We start from the raw sequence: 20,150 nt of genomic DNA, 5'->3' as shown, positions 1-20,150 counted from the left end.
CCGAATCGGGTGCGTAGCCAACCCGACCGGCGCGGACCTACTTTCCCAGCCATTTCCTCACATCCTCGGCCATGGGGCCCACTTCCTTAACAGCCTTGCGCAGCTGTTCGGGCGTAACGTTGAGGGCCCCGGTCCAGTAACGGACTTCGTGCTCTTCATTGATATTGACGCGCTGGCGGTCTTGCGCGCCGCGGTTGTTCAGATCGTCAGACATGATGGCCTCCTTGTTTGCCCCAATCTGCGCCTCCAACGCTACTTCTTCCGTGCGCGTTCGCACCTTGCTTGACCTGCGCGCCCCAAGCCTGCAATACTTACCGCATGAAAACCGTGCACGCCATCATTATCAGCTCCTTCCTTTCACAGGCGGGCTAGGCACGTTTCCACTATCGCAAAGCAACCCGCCAGGAGGCGGGTTTTTTCTGTCCCTCTCCTGGCCCAACAGGGAGACCGACATGCAAGCACCACACCCAGTCCAACTCGCCATCGAAGCCGCCGACCGCGCCATCACCGCGGAGGACTTCGACGCCCTCCTCGACTTCTACGCCGAGGACGCCACGCTCGTCATCAAACCCGGCCTCATCGCACGCGGCAAGGAACAGATCCGCAAGGCATTCGTGGCCATCGCCGAGCACTTCGAGCACAAGCTCGTTGTAAAGCAAGGCGAAATGCAGATCGTCGAAGGCGCCGACACGGCGCTGGTGCTGATGGAAACCCTGCTCGAAGCCGGCGATCTCAAAATAAATCGCCGCGCAACGTATGTTTTCCGGCGAGAAAAAGGAGTACGCTGGCTATGCGTTGTCGACAATTCCTACGGAACAGATCTTTTGAACCAGTGGTAACAAATTTATAATCAAATTTGTGACAGTTTGGTTACAAGCGCTAACAACTTGTTGTCGGACAACCCTGTGAAAGCGTTATCATGGCTCCCTTGTAAGCAGCAGGAATTTGCCGCATGAAGACAGAAGACTTCAATTTTTTCGGCATCCCAGCCGAAAATATCCGCGCCGCCAAGCAGAAGCGTCCGACCAACAAGCATGCCCAGCACACGGTCGTTCCGTCCCGTAAGGACATTGCGACTCTTTCCCCGGCCGAGCTCCGCACCCTGCTCGTTGCCTGGATGGAAAATGGCGCAACGGAAATCATCCCCAGCCGAGCGCAAATCGCCATGGTCCGTGAAGCGCTGCTCGAACGCGCTGACGCCAAGCAACTCTCCCAGGTAATCGCCATGTGCGACAACTTCATCAACGGCGCCTAGCATCCCGCAATTCGGGGTCAGCTCTGTCATTCGGACAGGCGCGCTAGTTCTTTGACTTTTCTCAATACGTTTTAGATGACGCATGCATCGCGCGCCCTCGGCGCGCGGGGGCTGCCCGCGTCGCGGGCAGCAAAGTGGCGATTCGGAGCGGGATGGCCCGGTAGGGCCATGCCCTTCGAATCTCACACGGGGAGCGCGCAGGCGCTCCCCTCGCTTCCGCCAGGAAATAAAAAAGCGCCTTGCGGCGCTTTGTTTATTTCCTGGCGGAAGCGGTGAGATTCGAACTCACGAACGGTTTCACCCGTCGACAGTTTTCAAGACTGTTGCCTTCAACCACTCGGCCACGCTTCCTTGGAGGCAGCATTATACCCAATTCAACTCGCCTTGCCAGCATCACCGGGGCAGCCGCGCGGTTTGACAACAAGGAACTGACAGTCCAGGGGACGGAAGAACTCGCGCGAGGTGCCGTATTCGCGGCGGTAGCGGTCGAATATCCTGTCGACGGCGCCGGAGCGGTACAGGGCTGCGAGGCCACGTTCGAACAGGTCGCGCTGTTCGGCGGTGCGGAACTGGAACCAGTAATCGACGCCCTTTCCCAAAATATCGTGATACGCCACCTCGCTGTCGTCCGAGCGGGCGAATTGGGCCTGGCGCGTGAGATAGTAGCGAAAGATATCCGGTTGCGATACGACCACGTCCAGCTGCCCCAGCATCAGCAGCGCGGACGGCATATTCGGCATTTCGCGGTAAGCGGGGTTGTCGGCCGTCGCTTCCTGGTAGGCGCCGCCCATCGCCTTCGATGCGCCGCGGAAGGCGTTCACGCGGTAGTGCGACAAGTCCTCCACGCCGATACGCGGTAGGCGCACCTTCAGCGTGATCGCCATATTGTGGAAGTAGACCACGGGCCAGCGACCCGTCACGCCAACGGCTGGCGGCGCGGAGCGCAGCGTTCCCGTGGCATCCACCCCAGCCCGTCTTCAGCGCTTCCTCGGTGCGGCTCTCTGGCAAATACAGGAATTCAGCCGAAGCGCCTTGCGTGGCCAGCGCTTCGCGGAACACATCGACCAGCAGGCCGGAGTCGCGGTTGGGCATGACGAAAGGCGCGATGGTGGAAGACACGCCGAACTTCAGTGTGTCACTGGCGTGGGCAGCGGCGCCATAAAGCAGCGCGCCGCACAGCAAGAGGCGCTTCATACGGAGCCTGAGGCGTAAGCAGGCAGCAGGGACCGTAGCAGCACGTTCTCGAATTCGACCGCCGGCAAGGGGCGCGAGAACAGATAGCCCTGCACTTCATCGCAGCCGGAATCCTTGAGGAAGGCCAGCTGCTCCACCGTCTCCACGCCTTCCGCGATCACCTTGTGCCGCAGCTGCTGCGCGATGCTGATGATGGTGCTGGCGATGGCGCAATCGTTGGTGTCGGTCGGGATGCCGGTGGTGAAGGAGCGGTCGATCTTCAGCGTGTCGATCGGGAAGCGCTTCAGGTAGGACAGGCTGGAATAGCCGGTGCCGAAATCGTCCAGCGACAAGGTAATGCCCAGCGCCGTCAACCGGTCCATGATACCGATCACGCGGTCGATATTGTGCATCAGCGTGGACTCGGTAATCTCCAGCTCCAGCCACGAGGGCTCCAGCCCATAGCGCTTCAGCGTTTCCATCACGCGCCCCGGCAGCGATGAAGTGAACTCGCGCGCGGACACGTTCACCGCCAGCCGGATCGGGGGCAATCCCATTTCCTTCCAGCGCTGCGCCTGCGCGCACGCCGCTTCCAGCACCCACTCGCCGACCTGCACGACCAAGCCGGTGGCCTCGGCGAGCGGAATGAATTCGGCCGGGGGCACCAGGCCGCGCTCCGGATGCTTCCAGCGCACCAGCGCCTCGGCGCCGATGATCTGTCCCGTGGCAATCGAGTACTTGGGCTGGTAGTGCAGCAGCAGCTGCCCATTCCCAAGCGCCTGACGCAGGCCGGACTCGATGCGCATGCGCTCCTGCATGCCCTGGTTCATGTCCTGGCTGTAGAAGGCGACGTTTTCCGCGTCCGAATCGCCGCCCTGCTTCGCGCGGTACATGGCGATATCGGCCAGGCGCAGCAGGGTTTCCGCATCCTGCCCATCCTGCGGATAAACCGATATGCCGATCGACGCGCCCACGCGCAGGTCATGGCCATCGATGATGAAGGGTGCGGTCAGCGCCTGCAGCAGCTTCTGCGCGACCATGCTCGCTTCATAGTGCTGGCTGATGTCGAACAGGCCGATGGCGAACTCATCGCCGCCCAGGCGCGCCACGATATCCTGGTCGCGCAGGGCGACGCGGAAGCGCTGCGCCACTTCGCACAGCAGCGCATCGCCCACCTCGCGGCCCAGCGTGTCGTTGATCATCTTGAAGCGATTCAGGTCGATGAACATCACACAGCCGGTCTGCTTGCTGCGCTGGGCCACGGTCAGGGCCTGGTCCACCAGCTTGGTCAGCAGCGAACGATTGGGCAGATTGGTCAGCGCATCGTAATACGCGAGGTGGTGGATGCGTTCCTCTGCGTGTTTGCGCTCAGTGATGTCGGTGATGTACGCGATCAGGCCGATCGAGCGGTCGTGCATATCGCACAGTGGCGAAAGCGACAGGCTGGCCCAGAACACTTCACCGGACTTTTTCTTGCGCCGCACTTCCATCAGCCGGCCGCCCATCTCCAGGAAGGAATCGTGGAAGCCCGCTTCCTCGTCCTCGTACAGGAAGATGATGTTGCGCCCCACCGCCTCCACCGCTGAATAGCCGAACAGGCGCTCGGCACCCTTGTTCCAGCTGGTGATGAAGCCATTCATATCCATCGTCAGCACGGATTCGTGGATCTGGTCAAGGATCTGCGACTGGTGCTGCAACTTCGCTTCCACCTGCACATAAGCGTGGGTGGTGCGCTGGGCGATCGAATGCACCTGCAGCACGCTTCCTGCCAGCGCGGCAAGGCTGGCCAGGTGCTGGCGCACACTGGCATCGTAATCGCGGCCGGACACTTCGAACCGGCCAAAGTACTGGTCATCGAACAGCACATCCTGGCGCAGCGTTTCGTCCGGCAAGGTATCGGCCGGCTGTGCGCCTGCAGGCACCCAGCGGCCGTTAGGGCTGTGCGTGACTTCGCGCGCAATGCGCCCCAGCTCCTCGTTGAGAGCTGGACCGCGCAGTCGCAGCACGGCGTCGCACAGGGCGGCGCTGCTGCCGAGGAAATCGGAGACCGGATGCGGCGCCATCGTTCAGACGTTCCTGCTGACTTGCAGCGCCCACTGGTAAGCCTGCAGCAGGCTGCGCCAGTAAGTTTCGTTGTCGATGCCAACCTCGCTCAGCGCGCCGGCGTCCGGTTCGTGCTGTTCCACCAGGCGCAGCATGGCGCCCAGCGGACCGGCGCGTTCGACCAACGCGCGCACCACATCCAGGTCCAGGTTCAGCGCGGCCACGATCTCGGTCATCGGCATGGCCAGCAGCACATCGAGCAGCGAGAATACGCCGACCAGGAAGGCCATATCCTGCGCATCGCGGTCGCCGCCCTGAAGCTTGCTCAGCGCTTCCATCTGCGCAGCGCGCAGCGCAGCCAGCGGCAACAGCGCGTTGGGCGGACCATCCACCTCGCGGCGCGCATACAGCAGCAATTGCAGCCAGCGCTGCAACTGGCGGCGGCCCAGCACATTGATGGCCTGGCCGAAGTTGTGGATCGGGGACGCGGGCGCGAAGGCGGCCGAATTCACCAGCTTGAGCAAATGGTAGGACAGCGCCGGATCCTGCTTCAGCAAGGCTTCCAGTTCGCGCGAATCGGCATCGCGCGCCAGCAGGCCGAGAAGCGCCAGCAGGCGCTTGCGCGAGGTGCCGTCGTCGCCCGGCTCGTCAGCGGACGGCTCGGCCGGTGCACCGCTGAACCAGGTGAAGCCGGCCTTGCGGCACTCTTCCACGCGGGCGGCGGCGGCAGCGTTGCGCGCGAGATGCGGTCCGGGGAAGGTCAGCATTGCCAGCGCGGATGGCAGCGCAGCGCCGCAATCGACATTCAGACCGCGCACGCCGGCACGCGAGGCGTGGATGCCCGCCTCCCCTTCCACCAGCAGGCGGCAGCCGGCGTCGGACAAGGCGGCGCAGCGTTTCAGCGCGGCTTCGTCGTCACAGGCGGCGGCAGGAATCGAGAGCACGATGCGCCCCGTCGCCAGACCGTCCAGGTGGGACAGTTCCAGCTGCAGCGGATCGGTCAGGGGAATGATGCAATCGAGGGATGCCAGCACCTGCGCGTCCGCATCGGACAACAGGGACAGCAGGGCGCTTGGTGCGGCGCCCGTTACAGGCTGGAAGGCCAGTGCCACCCACTGATTCTGGGTGTTGGAAACCGGCTTTAGTCCCACCAGCGGGAACGGGCTCGAATCTGAAGCAAACATCGGTATCTCGGTGTTTTCGTGCAACAATGGTAGTTGAACTGTTAACGGGAGGCAACCATTGGCGCGATACCGACACCGGAAGCTTTAATACGAAATCAATAAAACTTTCCTGAACTTCAGGACCTGTGGAATATAACAGAAATTGCCGAAAACACAGGTTCAGCAGATAGAGTATGCGTTCGAAAGCCCGGCAGGTGTGCCTGCCACGATACACTTCGGGTCACTAAGGGCTAACTATTGCCCGATTGAAACTGCGCGTGCTGGACGGCGAACTTGATCAGCTCGGCCTGGCCCTCGATGCCGAGCTTGCGTTTGATGTTGAGACGGTGGGTTTCCACAGTGCGCACGCTCAGGTCCAATTCGCGCGCAATTTGTTTATTCGATTCGCCATTGGCAATGTGGCGCAGGATTTCGTGCTCGCGCTGGGTGAGCTGGTTGTCCTGGTTCTGCGGCTTGGCCAGCTGGGCGGCCAGCGCGGCGCTGTAGTAAATCCCGCCGGACATCACCGTCTCGATCGCCACCACGATATCCTTGCCCGGCGCATCCTTCAGCACATAGCCGCGCGCGCCGGCCTGGATTGCTTGCGTCACGTATTCCAGCTTGTCGTGCATGGACAGGATCAGCACGCCGATGCGCGGGAATTGCGCGCGGAACTGGGCGGTGGCTTCGATGCCGTTGGTGCCGCGCATATTAATGTCCATCAGCACCAGGTCGGGCGAGCTGCGCCCGGCTTCCTCCAGCGCTTCGGACGCGCTGCCCGCCTCGCCCACCACCTCGAACTGCCCCATCGCTTCCAGCCGCGCGCGCAGGCCGTCACGCACTAAAGGGTGGTCATCGACCAGCAGGATCCTGATTGTCATTACTTTAACTCCGGTTCTCGACGCGGGCTTCCACCACCGTGCCCGCGGGTGAGGAGGAAATCGCGAACTGGCCGCCGATCGCCTCCATACGTTCCATCATATTGCGCAAACCGATGCCGCGCTTCGGGTGCCCCGCTATACCTTCGGCATCGAAGCCGCTGCCATTGTCGCTGATGCGCAGCGCCACGCGCCGCTCGTCGCCGCGCAGGTCGATCACGATGTGGGTGGCGCCGGCGTGGCGTTCGATATTGGTCAGCGCCTCCTGGGCGATGCGGAACAGCACCGTGTTCGCCACGTCCGGCAGGCGGTCGGTGCAGCCTTCGGCGTGGAAGGTCACCGGTGTGCCGCTGTGCTGCTGGAATTCGCCGGAGAGATGGTCCAGTGCCGCCGCCAGGCCCAGGTCGTCCAGGATGGCGGGACGCAGGTTGTGCGAGATGCGGCGCACCTCGCCCAGAACATTGTTCAACTGTTCGGCGGTGTGCTCGAAGACAGCTTTCGCCTTGTCCTGCTGGTCGGGATTGGAGAGACGGATGATGCCGGCCTCGATCTGCAGCTTGATCGACACCAGCCACTGGCTGATGCCGTCGTGCAGGTCGCGCGACAGGCGCGCCCTCTCCTCTTCCTGCGATTCGACCACGCGCTGGGCCAGCACCTTCAGCTTGGCGTCCGCCACGCGGAATTCGGAAATGTTCAGGGCCATGCCGGAAAAGCCCACGATCAGCGCGCCCATGATGGCGATCAGCGCGATCCACAGCATGGTGCTGCGGATATTGCCGCGCTGCTGGGCATCCACGGTAGCGAGGGCCGCCTCCACGTCATCGAGGTAGATGCCGGTGCCCATCATCCAGCCCCATTCGGGAATGTGCATCACATAGCCCAGCTTGGGCGCGGACTTGTGGCTGGACGGCTTCACCCATTTGTAGCGCACCAGCCCTCCTCCATCGGCGGCAGTCGCCAGCAGGCGCTGGATCGTGGGTGTGCCTTCCTCGTCGCGCAGCTCGAACAGGTTCTGCCCCACCAGCTCCGGCTGGCGTGGGTGCATCAGCGAATTGCCCTTCATATCGTAGACAAAGAAATAACCATCGTCGCCGAAACTGAGGGTGGAGAGGATGCGCTTGGCCTCGTCCAGCGTGGCGCGGTCGTTGCGGCCGGACTTCACCAGGTGCGAAATCGAGTGGGAGGCCAGCGCTACGTAGTGCTTCAACTCCGCCTCCTTGCTGGCCAGGTAGGCCTGCTGAATGGTGGCGCGCTGCTGCATGGCGAGCGTGCGCGCCTGGTATTGCACCGCAATGGCGATGGCGCACAACGCCACGATCAGGGGCGCGATGGCCAGGAAAATGAACTTATGGCGCAGCTTCATTCCGCGATTGTACGTCCACCTGCCGGACCGGGTCCTACGTAGTACTACGGACCGGATCTGCGTAGTGCTGCGCTTGTGCGGTGTTATGCGCTTCATGAATACTGTCCATAAGCTGCGCGAAGAGCAGCAACCGGACCCCTGGAGGAAACAATGAATCCCGTTTTGAAGAAACTAGGCTGGGCGGCGCTATCGCTGGCTGGCGCTTCCGCACTGGGCGTCGTCGCACTGAAACGCGGCGAACCAATCAGCGCTATCTGGATCGTGATCGCAGCCGTCTGCGTATACCTGATCGCCTACCGCTTCTATTCCAAGTTCATCGCCGAGAAGGTGATGGGCCTGGACGCCAAGCGCATGACCCCGGCCTACAAGTTCAACGACGGCCTTGACCACGTCCCCACCAACAAGAACGTTTTGTTCGGCCACCACTTCGCCGCGATCGCCGGTGCAGGTCCGCTGGTCGGCCCCGTGCTGGCCGCGCAAATGGGTTACCTGCCCGGCATGCTGTGGATCCTGGCGGGCGTGGTGTTTGCAGGCGCCGTGCAGGATTTCATGGTCCTCTTCATCTCGATGCGCCGCGACGGCCGCTCGCTCGGTGACCTGATCAAGTCCGAACTGGGCCCGATCCCGGGCAATATCGCCCTGCTGGGCACCTTCATGATCATGGTGATCATCCTGGCCGTGCTGGCCCTGATCGTCGTGAAGGCGCTGACCGGCTCTCCATGGGGTTCCTTCACCGTGATGGCGACGATCCCGATCGCGCTGTTCATGGGCGTGTACACCCGCTACTTCCGCGTTGGCCGCATCGGCGAAGTGTCGCTGATCGGCTTCGTCCTGCTGATGGCGGCCATCTTCGGCGGCCAGTATGTGCAGGAAAATCCGGCCCTGGCGCCGCTGTTCACCTTTACCGGCACTGAACTGACCTGGATGCTGATCGGCTACGGCTTCATCGCTTCCGTGCTGCCGGTGTGGCTGCTGCTGGCGCCGCGCGACTACCTGTCCACCTTCCTGAAGATCGGCACCATCGTCGGCCTGGCGCTGGGCATCGTGGTCGTTGCACCGTATCTGCAGATGCCTGCCATGACCAAGTTCATCGACGGCACCGGCCCTGTGTGGGCGGGTAACCTGTTCCCCTTCCTGTTCATCACCATCGCCTGCGGCGCCGTTTCCGGCTTCCACGCGCTGATCTCTTCCGGCACCACGCCGAAGATGATCGAAAACGAAACCCATGCCCGCTTCATCGGCTACGGCGCGATGCTGATGGAATCCTTCGTCGCCATCATGGCGCTGGTGGCCGCTTCGACTATCGAGCCTGGCGTCTACTTCGCGATGAACAGCCCGGCCGCGCTGATCGGCACCACCGCCGAATCTGCGGCCCAGGCGATCTCGCAATGGGGCTTCCACATCACGCCGGACATGCTGACCCAGACCGCGAAGGACGTCGGTGAGCACACCATCATCTCCCGCGCCGGCGGCGCACCGACGCTGGCCGTGGGCATGGCGCACATCCTGTCCAACGCCATCGGCGGCAAGGCGATGATGGCGTTCTGGTACCACTTCGCCATCCTGTTCGAAGCGCTGTTCATCCTGACCGCCGTGGACGCAGGCACCCGCGCCGGCCGCTACATGCTGCAGGACCTGCTGGGCGCCTTCGCTCCGTCGCTGAAGAAGTCCGAGAACACCTTCGCCGGCCTGCTGGCCACCGGCCTGTGCGTGGCCGCCTGGGGTTACTTCCTGTACCAGGGCGTGGTTGATCCGCTGGGGGGCATCAACACCCTGTGGCCGCTGTTCGGCATCGCCAACCAGATGCTGGCCGGTATCGCACTGGTGCTGGGCACCTGCGTGCTGTTCAAGATGAAGCGCGCCAAGTACGCCTGGGTCACCGTGGTGCCGACCATCTGGCTGCTGATCTGCACCCTGACCGCCGGCTGGCAGAAGATCTTCGACGCCAATCCGAAGGTCGGCTTCCTGGCCCACGCCGCCAAGTACTCCGCGTCGCTGGCTGAAGGCAAGGTGCTGGCTCCGGCCAAGTCCATCGAGCAGATGCAGCAGGTGATCTTCAACGATTACCTGGATGCCGGCCTGGCGGGCTTCTTCATGATCGTGGTGCTGTCGGTGCTGGTGTTCGGCGTGCGTACTGCGCTGAGGGCCTACACCAACAGCAAGCCGTCCCACAACGAAAGCCCGGCGCAGCTGATGCCGGCTGTGCAGTGATGTTCGGTGAGATCGTCAAAGCCGGCAAGTATCTCGGGCAAAGCGTGCGCCTCATGGTGGGCCTGCCCGAGTACGACACCTACGTGGCCCACTGCGAAACCACGCATCCCGGCGAGCCTTACATGAGCTACGAGGAATTCTTCCGCGAGCGCCAGGAAGCCCGCTACGGCGGCGCCGGCAAACGCGGCGGCTGCTGCTGATTCCCCATCCCCTTGCACGAGCCCGTGTAGCATTTGGTGCCTGACCCCAAATGCTACACGGGCTCTGCTTTTGCGCCACCTCAATGTGCAAGATTCCTCGACCGGTATATTTTGCCGGATGGAATCCCACCATCGGTGGCGGACATGCTCAACTTCGAACGCTCCAGCCTTAGTCGCAAGCTCACCATCATTTCGGTGCTGACCACCGGCAGCGCGCTGCTGCTGGTGTTCCTGGCGTTCGCCATCGCTTCCGTGCTCACGCATACCGCCGAAGAGCGCAAGCAGCTGGTGTCGCTGGCGGACGTGATCGGCGCGAACAGCGTCGCTGCCCTGCTCTACGCGGACCGCGCCACCGCTGCGCAGGCGCTGGCGGCGCTGGAGGTGATGGAGGATATCGAGCGCGCCACGTTGTACGACCGCAACGGCAAGCCTTTTCGCCGCCTATCCGTCCAGCGCGACGCCCGAAACGCTGGACACGACGGACATGGCCCGTATTGCGGAAGGCGGCCGGGAAGAGCGCAGCGGTCCGGCGTGGGCGCCGCGACTGAGGGTGTACCGCGCGGTGCGCGTGCAGCCGCACGTGGTCGGCGTCGTGATGATCGAAGCGGGACAGGGCCGCATGTGGCTCGGCGTGCTGAAGAACCTGGCGGCGACGGGCGTGGCGACAGCCATCTCCTTCGGGCTCGCGCTGGTGCTGTCGGCCCGCTTCCGCAAGAGCATTGCACAGCCGATCGCGCAGCTGATTGCAGCGTCGGAGAAAGTCTCCACCAGCCAGACCTACGCCCTGGTGCAGCACGCGCGCCACGATGAACTGGGCACGCTGATCGATAGCTTCAACGCCATGCTGTGTCAGATCGAGAGCCGCGACGGCAAGCTGGCGCAGTACCGCGACCAGCTGGAACGCCAGGTCGCCGTGCGTACCGAGCAGCTGGAGAAGGCCAAGGACGCGGCCGAAGCGGCCAGCCAGGCCAAGAGCGCCTTCCTGGCCACCATGAGCCACGAAATCCGCACGCCGATGAATGGCGTGCTGGGCATGACCGAACTGCTGCTGGCCACGGAGCTGGACGAACGCCAGCAGCATTACACGACCATGGTCAAGCGCTCCGGCGAGCATCTGTTGGTGATCATCAACGACATCCTCGACTTCTCCAAGGTCGAAGCGGGCAAGATGACCGTCGAATACATCAACTTCAACCTGCGCGAGCTGCTGGACGATATCGATTACGTGTTCTCGCCCCAGGCGTCCGCCAAGGGCGTCGCGCTCGATTTCGAGATCGCGCACGAGATCCCGCTGGCCGTGTGCGGCGACCCTAACCGCCTGCGCCAGGTGGTCGTCAACCTGCTGGGCAATGCGGTCAAGTTCACGGACAAGGGCCGCATCACGGTCAAAGTGCAGGTCACGGACGAAGACGCCCAGTCGGCGCGCCTGCGCTTCGAGGTGCACGACACGGGCATAGGCGTTGCGCGCGAGGCGCGTGCCCGCATCTTTGATTCCTTCTCGCAGGGCGACGGCTCGACCACGCGCAAGCATGGCGGCACCGGCCTGGGCCTGGCAATCTCCAAGCAGCTGGTGGAGCTGATGGGCGGCACGATCGGCGTCGAGAATGCGCTGACGCGCGGCTCGGTGTTCTGGTTCACCGTGCAGTTCGACAAGCGGCGGATCGACGGCGATGTGGCGCCGGGCTTGCGCGTGCTGCTGGTGGACCCGGATGCGTCCAGCCGCGAGGCGCTGGCCAGCGTGATGCGGCGCTGGCAGCTGCGCTGCGATGGCGCTTCACGGCCGGACGAGGCCTTGCGCCACTTGCACGCTGCCGCGGCGGCCGGCGAGCCTTATGACGCAGCGCTGCTGGATATGTCGCAGTCCGGCGGCAGCGGGCTGACGCTGGCGGCCGATATCAAGTCCGCCCCTGCCATTGCCGATGTGCGCCTGCTGCTGCTCAGCTCCCACCGCGACGCGGCAGACGCCGTGCAGCGGCGCGAGGCAGGCGTGGCTTTCCAGCTGATCAAGCCTGCGCGCGAGCCGGACCTGTATGACTGCATCGTGTCGCGCATGCGCGCCAGCGAAGGCGTGCGCAGCGCTTCCGCCAGTGCGCAGCGCGCGCCGCGGGACCGGCGCCGGCTGAAGGTATTGCTGGCCGAGGACAATGCCGTCAATGTGGAGGTGGCGTCGGCCATGCTGGAGGGACTGGGGCTGGAGGTGGCTTGCGCGGGCAATGGCGAGGAAGCCTTGTCGGCCGTGCGCGAGAGCGAGTTTGACCTGGTGCTGATGGATTGCATGATGCCCGAGATGGATGGCTTCGCGGCCACGGCCGAAATCCGCCGCCACGAACAGCAGCACGGACACGCGCGGCAATTGCCAATTGTCGCAATCACCGCCAATGCGCTGGAGGGGGACCGCGAGCGCTGCCTGGCGGCGGGCATGGACGATTACCTGAGCAAGCCTTTCAGCCAGCAGGCGCTGTCCACCGCCCTCGGACGCTGGGTCGCCCTGCCCCGTGCCGCCGTCGCCCACCACGACGATCCACCTCAGCGCGTGCGCCGCCCCGCCACCGCCGCCGTCGCCCGCTCCCGCACTTCCACCGCCGCGCACCTTGCGGCCACCGCCCCGGTGTCCGCCACGGTCGCGTCAATGCAAGCCGCCGCTGCCGACGCCCTGGCCACACTGGACGACATCCCGGTCGCGCTCAACCAGGAGGCGCTGAACGCCATCCGCGCACTGAGCGTCGACAAGGGCGAACTACTGGTGCAGCGCGTCGTCCACGCCTTCATCGACGACACGCCAACGCAGCTGCACGCGCTGCGCCAGGCCATCGACACGACGGACACGAACGTGATGCGCCGCGCCGCGCACAGCCTGAAATCGAGCAGCGCCAACGTCGGTGCGGACGCTCTGTCGAAGCTGTGCAAGGAACTCGAACAACTGGGCCGCACCGAGTCCACCGAAGGCGCCGCGCGCCTGTTGCTTGAAGCCGAGCGGGAATTCCAGGCAGTGCGCCGCTCGCTCAGCGCAATCCTCGTCAAGGGAGTCTAGTCATGGCAGCGCTTCGATCTCCAAAACGCGGCACGGTGCTGGTGGCCGATGACGATCCCGTGATGCGCCTGCTGATGCTGGAGATGCTGTCCCAGGTCGGACTGGACGCGATCGAGGCGGCCGACGGCCACGCCGCCGTCGCCAGCTTCCAGCAGAATGAACCGGACCTGGTACTGCTGGACGTGGACATGCCGCAGATGGACGGTTTCGCCGTCTGCCGCGCCATCCGCGCGGTCGAAACCCGTACCACGGTGCCCATCATCATGGTCACGGGCGGCGACGATATCGAAGCCGTCACCCAGGCTTACGAGGTGGGCGCGACCGATTTCGTGTCCAAGCCGATCAACTGGCCTATCCTCGGCCACCGCGTGCTCTACGTACTGCGCGCCAGCGACGCCATCGTCCGCCTGCGCATTGCGGATGCGCAGAACCGCGCCGTGCTGGCAGCCATCCCGGACACTTTCTTCCGCCTCAGCGCCGACGGCTACTACCTCGACTACGAACAGGGCCACGATCCCGGCGCCGCTTTCAGCGAAGTGGATTGCGTGGACGCCATGTGCGCGATGTGCTGCCGCGCCAGATCGCCGAGCGCCTGCTGGATCAGCTGAACAGCGTGCTGTCCACGCAGTCCATCCGTTCGGTGGACTATGAGCTGACACGGCGCGGCGATGTCCATCATTTCGAAGCGCGCCTGGTCAGCACGGCGGCCGGCGGCGAAGTGCTTGGCCTGGTGCGCGACATCAGCGAGCGCAAGCGCACGGAAGAGCAGATCCGCCGCCTCGCCTATTGCGACAGCCTGACCGGCATCCCCAACCGCCAGGCCTTCCTTGAAACGCTGGAGCGCGAACTGGAACGCTCGGCGCGCGAGCAGCGCAAGTTTGCCATCCTGTTCATGGACCTGGACTCCTTCAAGCGCATCAACGATACGCTGGGACACAATGTGGGCGACCAGCTGCTGCGCATCGTGTCCGAGCGCCTGCACGAGACGATACGGCCCGGCGACCATGTGGCGCAACTCCAGTCCAGTCTTGCGCGGCTGGGCGGGGACGAGTTCACCATCCTGATTCCGGACCTGGACCGCGCCGAGGATGCGCTCAATGTGGCGCACCGCGTGAAGGATGCGATGCGGCGGCCGTTCATGCTGGAGGGGCATGAGATCTTCGTCACGGTCAGCATCGGCATCTCGCTCTATCCGGAAGACGGCGAGGACTGCACTTCCCTCCTGAAGTATGCCGACACTGCGATGTACCACGCCAAGAACTGCGGCAAGAACAATGCGAAGCTGTACAGCTCTTCGCTGACGATGCAGATCATGTCGCATGTGAAGCTGGAAGTGGGCTTGCGCAAGGCGCTGCAGAACGATGAGCTTTACCTGCTGTATCAGCCGCAAGTGGACGTGCCCTCGGCGCAGATCGTGGGCGTGGAAGCGCTGGTGCGCTGGCGCCATCCCGAACACGGCATCATCCCGCCCAACGAGTTCATTCCGCTGGCCGAGGAGACGGGGCTGATCGTGCCGATCGGCGAGTGGGTGCTGCGCACGGCCTGCCTGCAGGCGCGCGCCTGGCAGCAGCAGTGCGCGCGCTCGATCCGCATGGCCGTCAATTTGTCGGCACGCCAGTTCAAGGACGAGAACCTGGCGGGCATCGTGCTCGCCGTGCTGCACGATACCGGCCTCGATCCGCGCTTGCTGGAGCTGGAGCTGACCGAGGGTACGCTGATGGACGATGCGCTGGCCACCCTGGCCACGCTGGAGCAGTTGCGCGGCATTGGCGTGTTTTTGTCGATCGACGATTTCGGCACCGGCTATTCGTCCATGAACTACCTGAAGCGCTTCGACGTGCGCGCACTCAAGATCGACAAGACCTTCATTTCCGGCCTGCCGCAGGACTCCGAGAATGCCGCCATCACCCGCGCCATCATCGCCATGGCGCACGGGCTCAAAATGATCGTGGTCGCGGAAGGGGTCGAAACCAACGAGCAGCTTTCCCTGCTCCGTAACTTCGGCTGCGACATGGCCCAGGGCTACTACCTCGGCCGGCCCTCGCCGCAGGAATCCATCACCGCCATGCTCGCCGCGCCGCAACCCGCCGCGTGAAAACCCGGCGGATCAATGATCCGCCCTACAGCCCCTTTCGGGGCCAGCATGCGCGTCGTTGCGCGGTACCTGTGGGGCGTTCATGTGATGTCGTGGGCGCCACCGCGGGGCCATCAACTGTTGTCGTGATGCGTCCTGCGGGGCGTATATGTGATGCCAAGGTTCGCCCTGCCGGGCATCATGTGATGTCGTGGTGCTGCCGTGGCGGCGCGTTCATGGGATGCCGAGGTGTGGCGTAGGGCGGATCATTGATCCGCCGTGCGTGCGCACTGCGGGCGCGTCACGGGGTTACGTGCTGCGGCGATCCAGCATCGCGCGGGCGATGGTGCCGGCGTCCACGTATTCGAGCTCGCCGCCAACCGGCACGCCGCGCGCCAGGCGGCTGACCTGAAGGCCGCGGGCCTTGAGCATCTCGCTGATGTAATGCGCCGTGGCCTCGCCCTCATTGGTGAAGTTCGTCGCCAGCACCACTTCCGACACCACGCCGTCCGCCGCGCGCGCCAGCAGCTTCTCCAGGTGGATGTCCTTCGGCCCAATCCCATCCAGCGGCGACAGGCGGCCCATGAGAACAAAGTACAAGCCCTTGTAAGTAAGAGTCGACTCGATCATCGCCTGATCCGCCGGCGTCTCGACAACGCACAGCAGCTTGCGGTCGCGCTCCTCGTCCGCGCAGGTGGCGCAGATCTCGTCTTCGGTGAAGGTATTGCACAGGGCGCAGTGGTGCACCTGCTCCACCGCCTGGTACAGGGCGCGCGACAGCATGGCCGCGCCTTCGCGGTCGTGCTGCAGCAGGTGGAAGGCCATGCGCTGCGCCGATTTCGGGCCGACGCCGGGCAGGCGGCGCAAGGCCTCCGTAAGGAATTCGAGGGACTTCGCCATGGGGTCAGGCTTGCTTGAAGGCGCTCAGGATATCGGCCGTCATGGTCGGCACGAATTCGGTGATGGTGTAGCTGGCCGCGCCGGCCTCCTTGAAGGGATCGAGCTCGACCACCGCTTCGATGTCGGCGCGGCTGTCGGCCGTGGCGAGGATGATGCCGCCGGTGCGCGGCACCAGGCGGCCGGACATCAGGAACATGCCATTGTCGTACTGTTCACGCAGGTACTCGCGATGCGCCGCCAGGAGCTTGTCGATCTCCTCGGCGGGCTTCAGGTACGTGAGCGTGATGATGAACATGATCGTTATCAGAACGGCATTTTGAAGCCGGCCGGCAGGTTCATGCCGGATGTCAGGCCGCTCATCTTCTCGGCGGCGGTGGCTTCAGCCTTGCGCACCGCGTCGTTGAAGGCGGCGGCAACCAGGTCTTCCAGCATGTCCTTGTCGTCGGCCAGCAGCGACGGGTCGATGGAGACGCGCTTCACATCGTTCTTGCAGGTCATGACAACCTTCACCAGGCCGGCGCCGGACTGGCCTTCGACTTCGATATTGGCCAGCGATTCCTGGGCCTTCTTCATGTTTTCCTGCATGGCCTGCGCTTGTTTCATCAGGCCTGCCAGTTGGTCTTTCATCATGATGTGATTCTCCGTATTGGGGTAAGTATAACGTTAATGCGCGGGCGTCATCGGGGCTACGATGGAGCCGGGGACGATGAAGGCGCCGAAATCGCGCACCATGCTTTTTACGAATGGGTCGTTGGCCACCGTTTCTTCGGCCGCGCGCTGGCAGGCTTCGCGGTGGACTTGCGCTTCGGCGCTGGTGGTGTACCAGGCTTTGCCCAGTTCCACATCGACGCGCATTGGGTGGTTGAAGCGCTCGCTCAGCGCCACGGTCAGTTTTTCCACGTTGGCCGGCGTGCTCCAGGTGTCGATCGGGCAGCGCAGGCGGAACACCGCCATATTGCCGTCGAAAGTGACGCTCACCAGTTCGGCCTGGGTCGCCAGCTGCTGCGACACGCCGCGCAGCGGCAAATGGGCGGCCAGCAGCGGCCAGTTGCCATCCCAGCTCAATTGCGGGACCGGCGTGATCACGTATTCGTACGGCGGCCTGGCCTGGGCCGGGGCACGCTGCTGCGGCGCTGCAGAGGGCGCGGCAGCGGGCTGTCCGGGATCGGCGCCGATATGCGACGGACCGGCGGGGACGGCGCTGTCGTCCGAGAATTCGGTTACCCAGGGCGGCAGGTCGTCATCCTGCTGCGGCTTCGCGACGGCCGGTTGCGCGGCGGCGGGACGCGGCTGGACCTGTACTTGCGGCGGAGCTTCCAGCACGGCGGCGTCGCCCATACTGCCCGGCGCTGCATCTTCCCACGGCGCAGGCCCGCGAGCGGCCGCCTGAGGGGACGTGGCCTGTGCAGTGAACGCAGCGCCAGCCGATGCAGCCGGCGATTGCGCAGACGCTGCGCCGGCGGCCTGCATGGCGGGGCCGGGTGCAGACGGCGCGGGCGCGGATGGCGCGGGTTCAGGCGCCGGCGCTGGGCGCGGCGCGGCAGGACGCGCACCGGTCCTTGCAGCGGAGGCGGCGCGTGCGGCTTCCAGCGCGGCGTTGATCGCAGCGCGAGCAGGGCTTAGCGGCTTGCCGGCGGCAGCAGCGGGAGCCGGCGCAGGCGCGGGGGCCGGCGCAGGCGCAACCGGTGCGGGCGCCGGAGCGGCAGCGGCAGGCGGAGGCGGCGGAACGGGAACGCTGGCGCGGTCGGCGACGGCAGCGGAAGCTGCAACGGAAGGCGCAGCCTGGGCCGGCGCAGCGGCAGCAGCGGCAGCAGCCGGCGCGGGCCGGATTAGGTCCGGCGGGACGCGCCGCTACCGGGGCGCTGGCCGGAAGGCCCTCTGCCCCGCCGACGCCGGGCCGAAAGGCCAGCATGCGCAGCAGGGTCATGGAGAACCCGGCATATTCGTCCGGCGCGAGGCCCAGCTCATTGCGTCCGTGGACCGCGATCTGATAATAGAGCTGCACTTCTTCCGCATCGAATTGGGAAGCCAGGCGCACAATATCGTTATATTCAGGCAGGTCCGCAGGCACGGCGGACGGCACGGTCTGGGCCAGCGCGATCCGGTGCAGCAAGGTGCCCAGGTCCTGCAAGGCGCCGTTATAGGACAGCGAACGCGTCGCCATCTCGTCGGCCACCGCCATCAGGTCAGCGCCATCTCGATTGGCCAGCGCATCCAGCAGGCGCACCAGGTAGGACTGGTCCAGCGCACCGAGCATGCCCTGCACCGCATCCAGCGTCACCGCGCCGGCGGCATAGGCAATTGCCTGGTCGGTCAGCGACAGCGCATCGCGCATCGAACCGTGCGCGCCCTGCGCCAGCAGGCGCAAGGCCGGCTGCTCGAACTGCACGTTCTCCTGGCCCAGGATGTTTTCAAGGTGGCCGACGATATGCCCCGGCGGCATCTGCTTCAGGTTGAACTGCAGGCAGCGGGACAGCACGGTCACCGGAATCTTTTGCGGGTCCGTCGTCGCGAGGATGAACTTCACGTGCTCGGGCGGTTCTTCCAGCGTCTTCAGCATCGCGTTGAAGGCGTGGTTGGTGAGCATGTGCACCTCGTCGATCATATAGACCTTATAGCGTGCATTCGACGGTGCATACACCGCCTGCTCCAGCAACTGCGCCATCTCGTCGACGCCGCGGTTGGACGCCGCGTCCATCTCGATATAGTCCACGAAGCGGCCGCCGTCGATGGCGGTGCAGGCTTCGCAAACGCCGCAAGGAGTGGCGGTGATGCCGCCCGAGCCGTCTGGCCCGACGCAATTCAGGGACTTGGCCAGAATGCGCGACAAGGTGGTCTTGCCGACACCGCGCGTGCCCGTGAACAGGTAGGCATGGTGCAGGCGCCCCGTATGCAGCGCATGCGTGAGCGCGCGCACGACGTGCTCCTGGCCGACGAGCGTTTCAAAGTTCCGGGGACGGTATTTGCGAGCGAGGACTTGATAGGACATGTGCGCGATTTTACCGTAGTTGGCGAGCACTGCGGACAACATTAGCCAACATTGGCAAAATGGGAGCTCATCAATTACACTTTAATTTTTTGACAATGAAAAAGCTGCTGCTGATCACCCTGCTGGCCGCGTCCAGCCTCGCCGCCGCGCAGGAGCGCGAATGGGCGCCCTATAAGAAGCTGGTTGACGCCATGCGGCTCGACAAGTTCTACGCCCTGCCCGCCACCGAGCGCGACAAGCTCGACTACTATGTGCTGCTCAAGCCCGCCAACAAGGCGCTGAAAGCCACCGACTTCAACCTGACCGTGGTGCACTCCGGCGGCCGCACGCCGCTGCCCGTGAGCGCCGATGGCCGCCTGCGCCTGGCGCTGAACCCGAAGTGGCTGTCGGAAGATGCGAAGATCGTCACCACCCAGCCCTCGGGCGAAAAAGTGCAGATTGCCCAGGGCATGGACGCCATCGTGCCCGACGGCCAGCAGTGGCAGTACAACGCCCTGATGGACAGCGTGCCGCAATCGAACAATATGATCGGCAAGCTGGCCGGCATCGCCCGCGTATTCTTCCCGACGCTGAAAGGCGTGACGCTGAAATTCGACAAGCCGGCGCAGCTGACCATTCAGGCCAAGGGCGGCCCTAAACAGCTGTCCACCGATGGGAAAAATGAAATCCACCTTGCGCTGGACAGCGCGTTGCAGAAGGAAAATCCGCTGATGGTGGTCACGGCGCGTCCGCAGGAAGCGGAGCTTGACGAGTAGAAGAATAAGGAGGCGAGCCTGATCTGCGGCACTTGCGGTGAACAGCTTTGGCTGCTTCGTTCCCGACCTGACCAGGTTAACCGTGCCGCAATGCGCAGGGGCCCGCCCGGGCGCA

Annotated in this window: 15 protein-coding genes, 1 tRNA gene, 1 other RNA gene and 3 pseudogenes; 8 read left to right on the top strand and 12 right to left on the bottom strand. The window is 64.3% G+C overall.

Features of this window, described 5'->3' with window-relative positions; translation table 11 throughout:
• Positions 1–37: 37 nt before the first annotated feature.
• On the bottom strand, positions 38–214 hold the full coding sequence (locus ACHMW6_RS10055) for a DUF3606 domain-containing protein (RefSeq protein WP_395406954.1): 177 nt from the start codon (positions 212–214) through the stop codon (positions 38–40).
• 238 nt (positions 215–452) lie between these two features.
• Here ACHMW6_RS10055 and ACHMW6_RS10050 point away from each other — a divergent pair, with 238 nt between their 5' ends.
• Both ACHMW6_RS10050 and ACHMW6_RS10045 read left to right on the top strand, forming a co-directional pair.
• Complete coding sequence (locus ACHMW6_RS10050; protein ID WP_395406953.1) at positions 453–839, top strand: YybH family protein; 387 nt, start codon at positions 453–455, stop codon at positions 837–839.
• 113 nt (positions 840–952) lie between these two features.
• Positions 953–1,255 (top strand): hypothetical protein, encoded by a 303-nt coding sequence (locus ACHMW6_RS10045; RefSeq protein ID WP_395406952.1) that lies wholly within the window; start codon positions 953–955, stop codon positions 1,253–1,255.
• Positions 1,256–1,516: 261 nt separating this feature from the next.
• Here the strand turns inward: ACHMW6_RS10045 and ACHMW6_RS10040 are convergent.
• From ACHMW6_RS10040 to ACHMW6_RS10015, 6 genes are all read right to left on the bottom strand, one after another.
• A tRNA-Ser gene (locus tag ACHMW6_RS10040) sits at positions 1,517–1,606 on the bottom strand.
• Positions 1,607–1,629: 23 nt separating this feature from the next.
• Positions 1,630–2,220 (bottom strand): ABC transporter substrate-binding protein, encoded by a 591-nt coding sequence (locus tag ACHMW6_RS10035; protein ID WP_395406951.1) that lies wholly within the window; start codon positions 2,218–2,220, stop codon positions 1,630–1,632.
• A 225-nt stretch (positions 2,221–2,445) separates the two neighbouring features.
• The gene (locus ACHMW6_RS10030; protein WP_395406950.1) at positions 2,446–4,491 is read right to left on the bottom strand and encodes a putative bifunctional diguanylate cyclase/phosphodiesterase; all 2,046 of its coding nucleotides are present in this window, start codon (positions 4,489–4,491) and stop codon (positions 2,446–2,448) included.
• A gap of 3 nt (positions 4,492–4,494) precedes the next feature.
• Positions 4,495–5,655 (bottom strand): HDOD domain-containing protein, encoded by a 1,161-nt coding sequence (locus ACHMW6_RS10025; RefSeq protein ID WP_395406949.1) that lies wholly within the window; start codon positions 5,653–5,655, stop codon positions 4,495–4,497.
• Between the two features lie 230 nt (positions 5,656–5,885).
• A complete protein-coding gene (locus ACHMW6_RS10020; protein WP_395406948.1) occupies positions 5,886–6,515 on the bottom strand; it encodes a response regulator in 630 nt (209 codons plus the stop codon).
• Between the two features lie 4 nt (positions 6,516–6,519).
• Positions 6,520–7,875 carry a cache domain-containing protein gene (locus ACHMW6_RS10015; RefSeq protein WP_395406947.1) on the bottom strand — a complete coding sequence of 452 codons (1,356 nt, stop codon included), beginning with the start codon at positions 7,873–7,875 and terminating at the stop codon, positions 6,520–6,522.
• Positions 7,876–8,025: 150 nt separating this feature from the next.
• Between ACHMW6_RS10015 and ACHMW6_RS10010 the strand changes: the two genes are divergently transcribed.
• From ACHMW6_RS10010 to ACHMW6_RS09990, 5 genes and pseudogenes are all read left to right on the top strand, one after another.
• Positions 8,026–10,086 carry a carbon starvation CstA family protein gene (locus ACHMW6_RS10010; protein WP_395406946.1) on the top strand — a complete coding sequence of 687 codons (2,061 nt, stop codon included), beginning with the start codon at positions 8,026–8,028 and terminating at the stop codon, positions 10,084–10,086.
• Complete coding sequence (locus tag ACHMW6_RS10005; protein WP_395406945.1) at positions 10,086–10,286, top strand: YbdD/YjiX family protein; 201 nt, start codon at positions 10,086–10,088, stop codon at positions 10,284–10,286. Before ACHMW6_RS10010 ends, ACHMW6_RS10005 begins: the two co-directional genes overlap by 1 nt.
• Before the next feature lie 144 nt (positions 10,287–10,430).
• Positions 10,431–10,685, top strand: a pseudogene (locus ACHMW6_RS10000) (hypothetical protein); the annotation flags it as partial.
• An 85-nt stretch (positions 10,686–10,770) separates the two neighbouring features.
• Positions 10,771–13,317 (top strand): response regulator, encoded by a 2,547-nt coding sequence (locus ACHMW6_RS09995; RefSeq protein WP_395406944.1) that lies wholly within the window; start codon positions 10,771–10,773, stop codon positions 13,315–13,317.
• 2 nt (positions 13,318–13,319) lie between these two features.
• Positions 13,320–15,412, top strand: a pseudogene (locus tag ACHMW6_RS09990) (putative bifunctional diguanylate cyclase/phosphodiesterase).
• 288 nt (positions 15,413–15,700) lie between these two features.
• Here ACHMW6_RS09990 and recR read toward each other — a convergent pair.
• From recR to ACHMW6_RS09970, 4 genes and pseudogenes are all read right to left on the bottom strand, one after another.
• Positions 15,701–16,291 (bottom strand): recombination mediator RecR, encoded by a 591-nt coding sequence (recR, locus tag ACHMW6_RS09985; protein ID WP_395406943.1) that lies wholly within the window; start codon positions 16,289–16,291, stop codon positions 15,701–15,703.
• A 4-nt stretch (positions 16,292–16,295) separates the two neighbouring features.
• The gene (locus tag ACHMW6_RS09980; RefSeq protein WP_395406942.1) at positions 16,296–16,586 is read right to left on the bottom strand and encodes a YciI family protein; all 291 of its coding nucleotides are present in this window, start codon (positions 16,584–16,586) and stop codon (positions 16,296–16,298) included.
• A gap of 8 nt (positions 16,587–16,594) precedes the next feature.
• Positions 16,595–16,921 (bottom strand): YbaB/EbfC family nucleoid-associated protein, encoded by a 327-nt coding sequence (locus ACHMW6_RS09975; RefSeq protein WP_395406941.1) that lies wholly within the window; start codon positions 16,919–16,921, stop codon positions 16,595–16,597.
• Between the two features lie 33 nt (positions 16,922–16,954).
• Positions 16,955–19,280: pseudogene (locus ACHMW6_RS09970) on the bottom strand (DNA polymerase III subunit gamma/tau).
• A 95-nt stretch (positions 19,281–19,375) separates the two neighbouring features.
• Between ACHMW6_RS09970 and ACHMW6_RS09965 the strand changes: the two are divergent.
• Positions 19,376–20,035, top strand: coding sequence for a DUF2987 domain-containing protein (locus ACHMW6_RS09965; RefSeq protein ID WP_395406940.1), 660 nt, complete (start codon positions 19,376–19,378; stop codon positions 20,033–20,035).
• A gap of 8 nt (positions 20,036–20,043) precedes the next feature.
• Here the strand turns inward: ACHMW6_RS09965 and ffs are convergent.
• Positions 20,044–20,142, bottom strand: an RNA gene (gene ffs / locus ACHMW6_RS09960) — signal recognition particle sRNA small type.
• Between the last annotated feature and the right edge of the window lie 8 nt (positions 20,143–20,150).

It is taken from the genome of Pseudoduganella sp. UC29_106, assembly GCF_044055365.1.
Lineage (GTDB): Bacteria > Pseudomonadota > Gammaproteobacteria > Burkholderiales > Burkholderiaceae_D > Rugamonas.
Note: the sequence above shows the minus strand (reverse complement) of the source record. Positions and strands in the feature narration are given on the sequence as shown.